This is a genomic window from Burkholderia sp. FL-7-2-10-S1-D7 (assembly GCF_001524185.1).
Lineage (GTDB): Bacteria > Pseudomonadota > Gammaproteobacteria > Burkholderiales > Burkholderiaceae > Burkholderia > Burkholderia diffusa.
Genome location: NZ_LOWY01000011.1, coordinates 21703 through 35484, shown reverse-complemented (window position 1 = coordinate 35484; position 13782 = coordinate 21703). Strand labels below are relative to the sequence as shown.

The window sequence follows — 13782 nt, the reverse complement described above, 5'->3', positions numbered from 1 at the left end:
AGATAGAACAACACGACGAATAGCGTCACCACGGCAAACACGGTGCCCCATCTCCGATTCGACCATCGCTTATACGCGACTGCGTTCAACGCGCAGAATACGATGGCAGGCCACAGTAGCAGTCCTAGCGTCGTCAGGAAAAAGGCGGCATGAGAGCCACAATGCTCCAGGTCGTTGCAGCCGGTTGAATGTGAGGGAGGCGTTGGCCAGTGCATGTGGCTGAATGTGTAGCCTGACGCCCATGTGACCAGCAAGCCCCACACGAGCCCCAACGTCGCAAGCCCGATACGCTTCATTTCACTTCCCAAAAAAGGATTTCTTTCGAGTTGGCTAGATCGGAGAATGCGTTGTCTCGTCGACCTCGAAGCCAGGACAACGGATTGGGCATCGATGACATGCCAACGCGGAACCGTAGAAACGACGCCCAGTTGGGCGTCAGCGTGTCCTTGTTCCACAAGTCGATGTGACCGCCGCTAAGGCTATCGGAAGAATCGCCGTCTTGTCGCCAGTAACCAAAAAAGTAAATGATCCCCGTTCGGCCTTTCACTTTGCTCTGCCAATCTGCGCCAGTAATGTTCTCCGGTTTGCCGAGTCCCAAGAAAGGTTGCAGTTTCAACCACTCTGCAAGCTCATAAGCACGGGTTGCCGTAGGTTTGTCATTAAGCATGAGACGGCCCAACACTTTCTTTCCAGGCATGGGCTTCACGACCTTCTGGGAAAACGACTTCATATCGCTTCCTATGTTGTGAAAGGTCACGCTCATGCGGATGGCACACTGGTTCTCATACTGACCTGTCTTATCGTCGTATGGATCTTTGCTCGGGTAGGCGTTCCAAAGCTCTTGAAACGCAATTGACTTCAATTGAGTGGGCTTGACCGAGTCATGCGTACTGTTCGAGCGTACCTTCAGCGGTTTGTTCGGCTTGGTTAAGCCGCATTCTGCTTGGCGATTGCATCGTCACCCCAGTAGACCGTATAGTCGTCGGCGCTGTGGCCCGTATGGACGCGCGGTAACATGCCGCTTGCGTCGAGACGTCCTTGGAACACACGACCATCCGTTGTCTCGATGCAGTAGGGGTAGCCTGCCGGACCATCAGCCGTCGCCTTTACTTGTTCGTCGTACGGCTCGACCAGGTTGGACGCAATAGCGCCAGCAGCGGCGAAACCAGAAGAGGTGTGCTGACCGCTACCGCCTAGGTTGTCGTCGCACCATGACTCACCACTAAGCGCAGCAATAATGCGCGGTGGCCTCGGGCATTTGCACATTACGATGTCGCCATCCAGGGCAACTTCCGCCAAGAACTGCAAGCGGTAAGGTCCCCCGGACTTGGTAATGACGCCGTTGCTCTTACAGGCGGTGCAAAATGCTTGACCTCCGATCAGGGCGACTTGATGACCCATGAATGTCATCGGTGGTCCATCCGCAGGTAGAACGGTGCCACCACTGGACAAAACGTCGCCCGCAGACGCGATTCTTCTTTGCATTGTTTTCCCCGCTCAGAAACCACGATCTTAGTCGCGTGGCTGCGCAATCCATCTCAGTATTCCCGAGGGGCGCTATATCGTTCTTTTCAATGAGTGGTTGATCACACGTGACCTTTCGAGCTTCAAGTGAACCGAGGTTCGGATTCTCCATATTCTCGATGTCCCAGTCCCGGATGTAGATCGACCCTTCGGCGAGACTGACCATCGCCTTTTCCTTGTAGTCGTCACAAAGCTGGCGGACGGTCAGCGCACCGGCGCCGGTGTGCGGGCGGCAGGCGATCCGATAATCCGGGCGGCAGGCGCGGCGGGCGGGACGATATTCGCGTAGCGCGCGTCGGTCAGCGTGCCGAGGAACGCGACGATGTCGTCGATTTCCGCGTCGGTGAGTGCGGGCTGCGTGCCCGGCCGGCGGTTCATCGGCGTCGAATTGACGTTGATGTTGCCGCGATAGGCGGCCGGCACGTCGTCGAACGTCCTGGCGCCGTGATACCAGTAGCCCGGGTCGGTCGAGCGCGTGTTGTAGAACGCGACCGCGTCGCGCAGCGTCGTGAACACGCCGTTGTGCATGAACGTCTGCTTGACCGCGACGTTGCGCAGCCCCGGCGTGCGCAGGTAGCCGCACCATTGCGTCGGCTCGGGCCAGCGCAGCCGCGCGGCCGTGTCGCACAGCCCGTTGTCGAAATGGCGCGGATCTCGGTTCGCGGGCAGCACGCGGTTGCGCGGCACCGCGATCGCGTCGTAGCCGAAATCGGTGAAGAGCGAGCGCTCCGGCCGGCTCGACGTCTCCGTCAGCGTATGGCAACTCATGCAGTTGCCCTTGTCAGGATTGCGGAACAGCGCCAGACCGCGCATCTCGGCCGGCGCGAGCGGCTTGCGCGTGCGCAGGTACGCGTCGAAGCGCGACGTGAACGGCGCCATGTCGTCGCTCTGCAGATAGGCCTCGACGGCCGAGCCCAGCGCGCGCACCAGCTGCTCGGGGTCGCGCCGCACCGATGCGCCGAAGCGCGCGGCGAGATCGTCCGCCAGTTCGGTGCCGCCGACCTTGCGTAGCAGCGCGGCCGGCGAACGATTGTTCATCTCGTTCGGATCGAACAACGGCCCGCGGATCTGTTCGGCGAGCGTGTCCGCGCGGCCGTCGCTGAAGAGGCCGCCGAACGGCGACGGCGCGGGCGCGTCGTCATCCTGGTAGAAGTGGCGGCGCGGCACGTAACGCACGTAGAGCAGCGACGGTGCATTGCGCAGGCTGAAGCGCCCGTGGCGGCTGCCTTCCGGCACGCCGGGCCCCTCGAGCGAAGCGGCCGACAGTGTCGGCGCGAACGCGCGTCCCGGATCGTGGCAGCCCGCGCACGACATGCCGCGCGGCTCGGACAGCCGCGGATCGAAGAAGATCCGGCGTCCCAACGCGACGAGCGTCGGATCGGGCGCGAAACGGGCGGCCGCCGCGTCGACCTTGCCGGCAACCTGCGGCGTGCCGTCGCCGATCGTGCCGACGACGCGCGACGGCGCACCGGGAAGAAGGAGCGTCTCGGACGGTGTGGCATGGGCCGCGAGCGCCGCGCCGGCGAGCAGGGCGGCGGCGAGCACGCGTACCGTCCGGCTACCGCCGGCGACCGGAACCGAAGCGCAAACCCGATGCTCGGCAGCGGTCGCCGACGAAACCGTCGGCTTCCGCGAGCCGGCCATCCGTCGCCGGCGGCCGGTCGAATTCGTCAAATCATCGCTCAATCGAACTTCGTCACTCACGGCGCGATGAACCCCGTCTTGTCGCATACGAGCGTGTTGCCCGACTGGTCGCACGACGCGAGCAGCTTGCCGGCCGCCGAATACGCATGGAACACCCAGCCCGTCGCCGGCGCCGCGCGTCGCTCCATGATCAGGAAACCGAAGCTGTTGTGGTGTGACAGTCGTTCGATCACGGCGCCCGGCGCGGGCGTCAGGCCGGCCGGGAATGGATCGGGCAGCGCGACGTCGAGGTTGTCGCCGCCGTTGCCGGACACGATCGTCGCCGGATGCCCGGACGAGAAGTTGATCGCCTGGAAGTCGTGCACGTGCCCGTGCAGCGCGACCTGGATGCCGGGCGGGTAGTACGCCTGCGCGTTCAGGCTCGCCATCACCGACTGCAGTGCGAGGTTGCCCGGCGCCGGCGTGCTGCCGGCGATCGGCGCGAATGCGAGGATCGGATGGTGGTTCGTGAAGATCGTCGTCGACATGCCGGCCTTCGACGCGAGCGACGCGACCGTCTGGAACTGCTTCTGGTAGATGCGGAACTGCGCGTCGGTCGTCTTCAGCGGATTGCGGCCGACCTTTGCGGTGTCGAACACGATCACTTGCGTACCGCCGCCGAGCGACACCGCATACGGATCCGAGTAGTTCGCGTCGTCGTCGTTGGCCGGATCGTCGCACGAACGGGCTGGCGAATACGGGCGCGGATCGAGGAAGCGGTACCAGCCCTGGCCAGCCCGCGCGCATTCCTCGTGGTTGCCGCGCACGACGACCCACGGCGCCTTCGCGAACAGCGGCGCGGCCGGGCGGAACAGGTCGGCCTGCCACGTATCCCAGCCGTAGCCCCACGGGCTGTCCTTGCAGCCGGCGATGTCGGGCGGGCACGCGTTTTCGCGGTAGTGATAGTCGCCGACGTGCAGCACGAGGTCCGGCGACAGCTTCGCGACGCTCGCTGCGATCGTGTCGAACGGCCAGACCGTCGCGTCGTTGCACGCCTGCCATGCGTTGTCGGCCTTCTTCATGCGGCAGCCGGTGTCGGCGATGATCGCGATGCGCTGCGGCTGCGCTTTCGGCAGCGGCAGCGTGCGGCCCGCGACGCTCGCCACCTGTGCATCGGTCGGCAGCATCGCTTCGCAGACCGACACCGGGAAGCTCGACGGTTTCGAGTCGGCCGGGGCGCTCGCCGTCGGACGTTGCGCGACGGTCGCGGCGGCGGCACGCAGCGTCATGCGCGACAGCTTGCCGTCGACGGACAATTGCGGACACAGCGGATCGCTCGTGGACACGGGGCTGTAGTTCGTGACCACGCGTGCGATCGCCTGGTTCGCATCGCCGATCTCGACCCACGCGGCCTGAACGTTGATCGCGGCACTGGCCGGGTCGGCGGGCGTATCGATGTGATTCGAACACGCGGACAGCGCCACGAGGGCAACAAGCGGAGCGCAGCGCACGAACAGCGCGCGGGAGAGGAGTCGTCGCATGGGAGGCACCGTAGGAAAGTCGTCAACGATACGGAACGGGAATGTAAGAAATGTGAAGGACGGGGTGCGAATACCGGCGCGGCGCGCGAGTCGTGCCGCGTTCGCAGCCTTGACCTCAAGCCGGCTTGAAGCAGCATAGTCTGGATCACGGTCAACGATGCGGACAAAAGGAGATTCGACGATGGAAGGCAACCGGACAAACGAAGCGCAGTCTGCGCTCTGGAATGGCCCGTCGGGGCTGGCATGGGTCGACGCGCAGCGCTCGCTCGACCGGATGTTCGAGCCGTTCGAGGCATTGCTCGCGGATGGGGCGGTGGCGGCGTCCGCGAGCAGCGTGCTCGACGTCGGCTGCGGCACCGGCGCGGTGACGCTCGCGATCGCACGGCGGATTGGCGCGCACGCGCACTGCACGGGCCTGGACATTTCGGCGCAAATGATCGCCGCTGCACGGGCACGCGTCGAACGCGAGGGCGTTGACGCCGACTTCATGCACGCCGATGCGCAGACGCATGCGTTTGCGCCGGGGCAGTTCGATCTGATCGTGTCGCGCTTCGGTGTGATGTTCTTCGACGATCCGGTGCAGGCCTTCGCGAACCTGCGGCACGCGGCGCGCCCGAACGCGCAACTGCGATTCGTCGCATGGCGCGGCGCCGCCGACAATCCGTTCATGACGACGGCAGAGCGTGTCGCGGCGCCATTGCTGCCGGCCCTGCCGGCGCGGCAGCCGGGCGCGCCGGGACAATTTGCGTTCGGCGACCGGCAACGGATCGCGTCGGTATTGTCGGACAGCGGCTGGGCCGACATCGCGATCGAGCCGATCGATATCGCGTGTGCGTTGCCGGTGTCCGAGCTGGACGACTACATTGCGCGACTGGGGCCGGTCGGGCTCGCGCTTCGTCAGGTGGACGACGCGACGCGCCGGCGCGTGATCGATACGGCTCGCGCTGCGTTCGGGCGCTATGTGCAGGGCGCGAACCTGTACTTCGACGCGGCGTGCTGGCTCGTCACCGCGCGGGCGCCGTCTGCATGATGCGTCGGGAAAATGGCAGCAGCCCGTTGTTCGGCATGCGTGTTGCCGTTCATGCGTGACGAGGCTGCGGCGCCGTGCACAAGGCAGGTGTCAGTCGCGCCGCGCACGCAACATCAGCCAGGCGCAGCCGGCCGCCACGAGCGCGAGCCCGAGCAGCACCGCCTCGACACCGAGTGCGAAACCGGGCGGCATCTCGCCGCTGTTCGGCATGGGCGACAGGTTGGCGGTGATCGCGATCGCGCCGCCGGCCAGCAGCGCGATGCAGAAGATCCAGTAAACCTTGCCGCGCGAGGCGGCGGTGCGGATCCGCCACAGCGCAAGGCCGACGCCGCCGAGGTAAAGCACCGCGAGCGTCGCGAGCGCGATGAAGTCGCCGGTGCGATTGTTCAGGAGGCTGCTCATGGCATGGCTCCGTCGGCTGCCGCGCGTCGGCTCGACAAGCGGAACGCCGCGGTCGGATTCATTCGGCCTCCGTTGCGTGTCCCGGCGCGCGGCTCAGCAGATGCGTACGCTGGTCGGCCGCGAGCGAGACGTAGCGTTCGTACTGACGCAGAACATCGGCGATCAGTTCGTCGCCGCGCAGATATTCGATGTCGTAGCCGAGCCGGCCGTCCTCGAAGAACGTGACGATGCCGTACACGTGCGGACGCTCGGATTCCGGCTCGGCCGCTTCGCGTACCCGGAAGGCCGCCGCGGATTTCGCCGTGACGCGCGCGCCGTAGACGAAATCGCGGTGTTCCGCGGTCGGCACGGTCAACCGCACCGCGTCGTCGCTGTCGCGCTGCACGTGTGCGTCGACACCGCCCGAACGCAGCTCGTCGGCGACCTTGCGCAGCGCGGGCTCGACGGTTTCCGCGACGAACTGGCGTGCGTCGGCTTCGGTCGTCTGCCGCAGGATGTGGGTCAGGCGATGGCGCCAGTGCTGGCCGGTCCAGAAGCTCGTCGCGGGCGCGACGTCCTGGGAATAGTGCGCGCGATCGGCCGCGAGCCCGCGCCACAGCCCGTAACACAGCGCGAGCATGATCAAGGCGACCGGCAATGCGGCGATCAACGTCATCGCCTGCAGCGCGCCGAGCCCGCCCGCGACCAGTAGCACAGCCGCCGTCACGCCCAGCAGTGCAGCCCAGAACAGCCGCTGCCAGACCGGCGAATGCGCGCTGCCGCGCGTCGCGATCTGGTCGATCACGAATGCGCCGGAATCGGCGGACGTGACGAAGAACACCGCGATCAGCACGATCGCGACGAGCGACAGCAACTGCGGAAGCGGCAGGAAATCGAAGAAACGGAACAGCAACGCATCGACATTGCCCGCCGTTTGCGCGAGCGCGCCGGCCGCGCCGTGCGTGTCGAGCCAGATCGCGCTGTTGCCGAACACGGTCATCCACACGAGATTGAATGCGGTCGGCACGAGCAACACACCGATCACGAACTGGCGGATCGTCCGGCCGCGCGAGATGCGCGCGATGAACATGCCGACGAACGGTGACCACGATACCCACCATGCCCAGTAGAGGATCGTCCAGCCGCCGAACCAGCCTTCCTCGCGCGGCGGCGCGTACGCATAGGTGCGGAACGACAGGTCGACGAGATTCGACAGGTACTGGCCGATGTTGTCGCCGAGCGCGCGCAGCAGGAACGACGTCGGGCCCGCGACGACCACGAACGCGAGCAACAGGAACGCCAGCAGCAGGTTCAGCTCGGACAGCCGCCGCACGCCCTTGTCGAGACCGCTCGCGGCCGATGCGCCGGCCAGGATCACGACGATCACGACGAGCCCGATGCGGAACGCGTTGCCGCTCGTATCCCAGCCTGCGACCGTATGCAGGCCCGCGCTCAACTGCATCACGCCGTAGCCGAGCGTCGTCGCGATGCCCGCGACCGTGCCGACCAGCGCGAACGCGTCGACCGCGTGGCCGATCCAGCCGTTCACGCGCTCGCGCAGCACCGGATACAGGCCGGAGCGCAGCGTCAGCGGCAGGTTGTAGCGGAATCCGAAGTATGCGAGCACGAGCCCCATCAGCCCGTAGATCGCCCACGCATGAAAGCCCCAGTGGAAGAAGGTCATCAGCATGGCCTCGCGCGCGGCGGCCGGCGTGCCGGGGTCGACGGTCGGCGGCTTCAGGAAGTGCTGCATCGGCTCGCCAACGCCGAAGTACATGAGGCCAATGCCCATGCCGGCCGCGAACAGCATGGCTGTCCACGACAGGAAGCTGAACTCGGGCTCGGCGTCGTCGGGGCCGAGCCGGATGTTGCCGAAGTCGCTTGCCGCGATCAGCACGAGAAACACGAGGAACGTGGTGACGGCGAGTACGTAGAACCAGTCGAAGCGCGCGACGACCCATTGCTGGCCGGAGGAGAAGAGCGCGCCTGCTTCGTTCGGGCGCAGCGCGCATACGACGAGCAGTGCACCGATGACCGCGAGCGCGGGCAGCACGACCTGCGGCTTGAATGTCGTGCGGGGCGAGGAACGGGAATCTGGCATGGCTGGCATCCAGTTGTGGGCGCAACGAGGCGCGACGCCGCCCGGCGCGCGTGTCGCGCGTCGGACCCTGATACGGCGTGCGTCGAGTGTACCGCGGTGTCAGGACTGCATGGAGGGATATGCAGCAGGGATAATCCTGACGAATTGTAAGGTATCGCGGCGATCGCGAAAACCCGCACGCTGCGCGCTGCGTGCGAAACAGGTGGGTGACGAACGTCAACCGGCGCCCCGGACGATGCCGGATCGCCCGGGGCTCAAGCAGGGGAGGTGCAGCCGTACGGGCTCAGAACGTCATGGCGATCCCGGCCATGCCGACGAACTGGCCGTGCGTCGTCGACGGCGTGAGCTGCTGCGAATCGCCGACGATCGGCGCCGCGTCGACGATATGGCCGGCGCCCAGCGCGCCGAGCGTCCGCCCGCTCGAATGCGTGTACGCCTGCAGCGCATAGAGCGTCGTGCGCTTCGACAGGCTGTACGACTCCTTCAGCGAATACTGCTGGTAACGGGCCGCGTCCGACACGCCGTTCGCCTTCGACGCGAGCGTGTACGCGAACGCGCCGGCCACCGAGAAGGTCGGCGTGAAGCGGTACGCGGCGAGGGCGCCGTAGGTGTTGAACACGGCCGTGTCCGTGAACGCGGAGCCGTTGCCGGGCAGGTACTTCACGTTCGAGTAGTTCAGGCCCATCGTCAGGTTGCCGAGCGTGTAGTTGCCGGCCGCTGCGACCTGCTCGACGGCCTTCGCGGTCAGGTAGCCCTGGTTCAGCACGGACACCGCGAAGCTGCCCGATGCCGCGGTCGCCGGATTGAGGAAGCCCGCCGACGAGCCCGAGCTGTTGATGCGCAGGTAGCCGGCCGCGATTCCGACCGGCCCGTTCGCATAGCGCAGCGCGGCGCTGAACGTGTTGCCCTTGCCGGTCGCGCCGGCGATGCCGCCGAACGCGTACATCGCGCTCGCGGTCAGCCCGGAGAAGGTCGGCGACGTATAGGTGACGGAATTGTTGACGCGGATCGTGGTGTCGAGCCCGTCGATGTCGCCCGGATGCGCGCCCGTCGCGCCGGTCAGCCAGCTGCTCGACGCGTACGGGCCGACCAGCAGGAAGTACGGCGTGTACTGACGGCCGGCCGTCACCGTGCCGTAATGATCGTTACGCAGCCCGACGAAGGCCTGGCGGTTGAAGATCGTGCCGGCGGCGGCCTGCGCGCCGGTGTTCAGGTTGAAGCCGGATTGCAGGTCGAAGATCGCGTGCGTGCCGCCGCCGAGATCCTCGTCGCCGCGCAGCCCGAACTTCGACGCATACAGGTTGCCGTCGCGCATGTAAATGTTCGAGTGGCCCTGCTGGTTGTTGACGTACGCGAGCGAATCGTCGACCACGCCGTACAGCGTCACGCTGCTCTGCGCATGGGCGGCGGAAGCGCCGAGCGACGCGGCCGATAAAATCAGGATTGCAGAATAGTGATGCGATGCTTTCATTGACGATCTCCAAGTCTCTTCAGGGGCGGGAGGCTGTTCGGCCTCCTCTTTGGTGGAGGGGCGGGCCGTGTGCGCGGCCCGCCCGATCTGAGGGTTCGGCGTTGTCCCGCGCTTGCGCGGTCAGTCGTCGAATGCCACGACGACGCGACGCCACGCGCCGTCCCGCGCATCGTGTTCGACGCACGCACCGCGCACGGCAAGCGCGCCCTGCAGCGATGCCGGCAGCAGGATCTCCACGCGCTCGGCAGGGCGGTTCATGCGGCCTTCCCAGCGGACCGACACGCCGAGTTCGCCGGACGCCGTGCGTCCGGTCTCGACGCGCCACAGCCCGTATTCGCCGTCGCGCCACGCTTCCGTTTCGCCGTCGTCCTCGACGCATTCGCCGTACGCAACGCCGTCCTCGACGCGCGGCGCGACGAGGAAGCCGCGCGTGTCCGCGCGTGCGCCGAACCGTTGCTCGGCGACGTTCAGCGGCAGCACGCGGCCTTCCCGCAACAGCATCACCGGCGTGTCGAGCGGCGCGGGCAGCGTTACGTTCGCGCCGCCGTCGAACGACTGCGCGCTCGCACAGCACAGCCAGCGCGCACCGGAAGGCAGGTAGACCGCGCGCTCCGTGCGGCCCGGCTCGACGACCGGCGCGACCAGCAGCGCGTCGCCGAGCATCATGTCGTCGCATTCGTCGTAGCAGCGCGGGTCGCCGGGGAAGTCGCCGAAGGTCGGCCGCAGCACCGGCTCGTAGCGCGTGGTCGACAGCCACAGCAGGTGATAGAGGTAAGGCAGCAGCCGGTAGCGCTGCTTGAGCAGCGACGCGATCCGCGCGGTGATCTCCGGATACATCCACGGTTCGTTGACGGTTCCGTCGTCATTCCACGAATGGATGCTGAAGCGCGGCATGAAGATGCCGAACTGCACCCAGCGCAGCAGCAGCTCGGGCGACGGGGCGGGGCCGGCGAAGCCGCCGATGTCGTGACCGATGTTCGACACGCCCGACAACGCGAGCCCGAGGCCCATCTTCAGGTTGTAGCGCAGCGTTTCCCACGACGTGTAGTTGTCGCCGGACCAGGTCTGCACGTAACGCTGCATGCCGGCGCCGCCGGAGCGCGACACGAGGAACGGCCGCTGCGCCGGCGCATGCGCGCGCTGTGCGTCGCGCGACGCGCGCATCATCAGCATCGTCTGCAGCACCTTCGCCTCGCGTGCGGGAAACGGCTGGCCGAAGCCGTGCGCGATCGCGTCGGGCGACCAGATCTCGTATTCGTTGTTGTCGTTCCACGTCGACTCGATCCCGTAGTCGAGCAGCGCCGACGTGACCTGCTCGCGCCACCAGTCGTAAGCGTCCGGTTGCGTGAAGTCGAGATACGCGCCGACCTCGTCCCAGAATTGCACCCATGCCGGTTCGCCGGATGCCGAGCGGATCAGCAGCCCGCGCCGCGCGGCGTCGTCGAACGCCGGGTGGTCGCGCAGCAGGCACGGCTTGATGTTCGCGCACAGGCGGATGCCGTGGTCGCGGTAGTGCTTCACGAAACCCTTCGCGTCGGGAAACTTCTCGCGGTTCCAGTTGAACACGTAGCGCTTCTCGCCGATCGACGTATAGCCCGACGACAGGTGGAACGAATCGCACAGAATGTCGTGCGATTCGCACCGCTCGACGAACTGGTTCATCTGCCGCTGCGCGTCCGGCGCGTCGGTGTAGCTCATCGTCGAGCCCGAATAGCCGAGCCCCCATTTCGGCGTGCGCGCCGGGCGCCCGGTGAGCCACGTGAAGCGCCGCGCGGCCGTGAGCGGCGTGTCGGGCGACGCGATGAAGTAGTAGTCGAGATCGCCGTGCTCGGCGACGAAGTAGCGGTAGAGCCCGTGGTAGTTGTCGAGTTCGCGGCCCATGTCGAACGCGCAATCCGACAGCGTGTCGTAGAACAGCCCGAAGCCCTGGCACGCGCCGGGCGACCACGTGACGTAGAACGGAATGTGCTTGTAGAGCGGGTCCGTGTGCTTCGCGCTGTAACCCATCGCGTCGATGTTGCGCATCTCGAAGCGCGCGCCGGTGCGGTCGAGGTCGCCCGCGCGCTCGCCGAGACCGAACACTTTGTCGCCGCGCTCGCGAGCGACGTAGTGATAGGCGCGATCGTCCCACCAGCCGAAGTTGTACGCCTGCGTCGCGCGATCGGCGAGCACGACGCGCCACGCGCCGTCGGCGCCGCGCATCGACCACGTGCAATGGCCGCCTTGCCGGCTGACCGTCAGGCGGATCTGCGCGGTTTCGATGCGCACGCCGCCGTCGTCTTCGACGAAGTCGTAAGCCGGCAGCGCGAAGCCGCTCAGGTCGAGACGGTCGCGCCCTTCGAGCGGCACGTCGTCGAGGCCCGGCGCGATGGTCCAGGTGCGCGGGTTGCGCGCCGTCGCGTCGGGCAGCACGCGCACGCGCACGATGTCGTCCTCGAGCACGAAGATCTCGATGGTTGCGCCCGCGTCGGACGCGAGCAGCACACGGTTCGCCTGCCGGTCGGCGACGTGGAACACGGGCGGATGAAGAAGCGAAGTCATGTAAGCGATTCCTGGTGAAGACGGAGGTCAGGCGTGCTGCGCGAGCAGGCGCTCCTGCTTCGACTGCCCGCGGATCAGCACCGCGAGCAGCGTGACGCCGATGATGTCGAACAGGCCGAGGCACGCGAACAGCGGTGCGTAGCCGATCTTGTCGGCGAGCGCGCCGACCAGTAGCGAGAAGCCGAGCCCGCCGATCCACGCGGCCATGCCCGCGAAGCCGCTGGCGGTGCCGACTTCCTCGGGATCGAACACGTCGGCCGACAGCGTGTTGACGAGCGCGGAGATCATCTGGTGCGCGAAGCCGCCGACGCAGAACAGGCCGATGGCCGTGTACGGCGACGACACGAGCCCGATCATCGCCGGCCCCAGCATCAGCACCGCGCCGAGCGCGACGCCGGCGACACGCGACCACACGAGCGGCAGCTTGAATCGGTTCGCGAGGTAGGGCGACAGATAGCCGCCGGCGATGCCGCCGAGATCGGCCGCAAGAAACGGCATCCACGCGAACACGGCGATCTGCGTGAGCGCCATGTGGCGTTCGGTGGCGAGGTACAGCGGAATCCAGAAACTGAAAGTCTGCCACGCGGGTTCCGCGAAGAAGCGCGGCAGCGCGATCGCCCAGAAACGGCGCGCGGTGACGACGTCGCGAATCCGGCGCTTCGACGCGGCCGGCATCGTGGCCTGACCGTCGCGGATCAGTGTGCGCTCCTGCGACGTGATGCGCGGATGATCGGCCGGCGACCGGTACTGCGTGTACCAGAGCGCGGCCCACACGAAGCCGAGCGCGCCGGTGACCATGAACGCGGATTGCCAGCCGAATCGCATCGACAGGAACACGACGAGCGGCGGCGCGATCGCGGCGCCGAGCGACGTGCCCGCGTTGAAGTAGCCGACCGCGACGGATTTCTCGCGATCGGGAAACCATTCGGCGACGGCCTTCATCCCTGACGGAATCGCGGCGGCCTCGAACAGCCCGAGCAAGCCGCGCAGGATGCCGAGCGACAGCCAGCCCGACGCGAAGCCGTGCGCGACGCCGACCACGGACCACAGCATCGCGAACAGCGCGAACCCGACCCGCAGGCCGATCAGGTCGACGATGAACCCGCATACCGGCTGCATGATCGTGTAGCCGATCTGGAATGCCCCGACGATATACGAGTATTGCTGCGTCGAGATCGCGAACACCTGCTTCAGTTCCGGTGCGAGCACCGCGAGGGAATTTCGCGCGAGGTAGTTGAGGATCGTGCCGAGACATACCAGCACGATGATCCACCAGCGCAACGCCTTGACTGTTTTCACTGCTGTCTCCTGAGCCATGCAAGTCGCCCGGCTGGGGGCGTCTTATGCGGTCATGTTTGTACGATGTCTGATCTTGATGAGCGGCCGATTCACCTGGCTTCTATCGGAATCGCCGCATTCGATCGAACATTTCGCTGCTATTGAAAGCCAACGTTATCAGACGACTGATCATTTTCGAGCATCCTATGTTCGAATTCGAATCAGGTCAATGTGAATCTGCATTCGAACGAACATCCTTGGGGTATTCCCGATAGGTTCGCGAATGGGATCC

Annotated in this window: 10 protein-coding genes; 1 reads left to right on the top strand and 9 read right to left on the bottom strand. The window is 66.2% G+C overall.

Annotation, left to right across the window (positions count from 1 at the left end):
• Window positions 1-292: 292 nt before the first annotated feature.
• From WS75_RS02960 to WS75_RS02945, 4 genes are all read right to left on the bottom strand, one after another.
• Window positions 293-910 (bottom strand): type VI secretion system amidase effector protein Tae4, encoded by a 618-nt coding sequence (locus WS75_RS02960; RefSeq protein WP_082729476.1) that lies wholly within the window; start codon window positions 908-910, stop codon window positions 293-295.
• Between the two features lie 17 nt (window positions 911-927).
• Window positions 928-1485 carry a PAAR domain-containing protein gene (locus tag WS75_RS02955; protein ID WP_059679089.1) on the bottom strand — a complete coding sequence of 186 codons (558 nt, stop codon included), beginning with the start codon at window positions 1483-1485 and terminating at the stop codon, window positions 928-930.
• 243 nt (window positions 1486-1728) lie between these two features.
• Entirely contained in the window at window positions 1729-3168 is a 1440-nt protein-coding gene (locus WS75_RS02950) for a cytochrome-c peroxidase (protein ID WP_373558496.1), read from the bottom strand.
• Between the two features lie 56 nt (window positions 3169-3224).
• Window positions 3225-4688: a metallophosphoesterase family protein gene (locus WS75_RS02945; RefSeq protein WP_059679088.1), complete on the bottom strand. Its 1464-nt coding sequence runs from the start codon at window positions 4686-4688 to the stop codon at window positions 3225-3227.
• 181 nt (window positions 4689-4869) lie between these two features.
• Between WS75_RS02945 and WS75_RS02940 the strand changes: the two genes are divergently transcribed.
• Window positions 4870-5718 (top strand): class I SAM-dependent methyltransferase, encoded by an 849-nt coding sequence (locus tag WS75_RS02940; RefSeq protein WP_059679087.1) that lies wholly within the window; start codon window positions 4870-4872, stop codon window positions 5716-5718.
• Between the two features lie 90 nt (window positions 5719-5808).
• On the opposite strand, the gene WS75_RS02935 is transcribed toward WS75_RS02940, so the two are convergent.
• From WS75_RS02935 to WS75_RS02915, 5 genes are all read right to left on the bottom strand, one after another.
• Window positions 5809-6120: a hypothetical protein gene (locus tag WS75_RS02935; RefSeq protein WP_059679086.1), complete on the bottom strand. Its 312-nt coding sequence runs from the start codon at window positions 6118-6120 to the stop codon at window positions 5809-5811.
• Window positions 6121-6178: 58 nt separating this feature from the next.
• Window positions 6179-8200 (bottom strand): BCCT family transporter, encoded by a 2022-nt coding sequence (locus tag WS75_RS02930; RefSeq protein ID WP_059679085.1) that lies wholly within the window; start codon window positions 8198-8200, stop codon window positions 6179-6181.
• Window positions 8201-8483: 283 nt separating this feature from the next.
• A complete protein-coding gene (locus WS75_RS02925) occupies window positions 8484-9671 on the bottom strand; it encodes a porin (protein WP_059679084.1) in 1188 nt (395 codons plus the stop codon).
• Between the two features lie 120 nt (window positions 9672-9791).
• Window positions 9792-12212 (bottom strand): glycoside hydrolase family 31 protein, encoded by a 2421-nt coding sequence (locus WS75_RS02920; protein ID WP_059679083.1) that lies wholly within the window; start codon window positions 12210-12212, stop codon window positions 9792-9794.
• 27 nt (window positions 12213-12239) lie between these two features.
• Entirely contained in the window at window positions 12240-13511 is a 1272-nt protein-coding gene (locus WS75_RS02915; protein WP_059679082.1) for an MFS transporter, read from the bottom strand.
• Window positions 13512-13782: the final 271 nt, after the last annotated feature.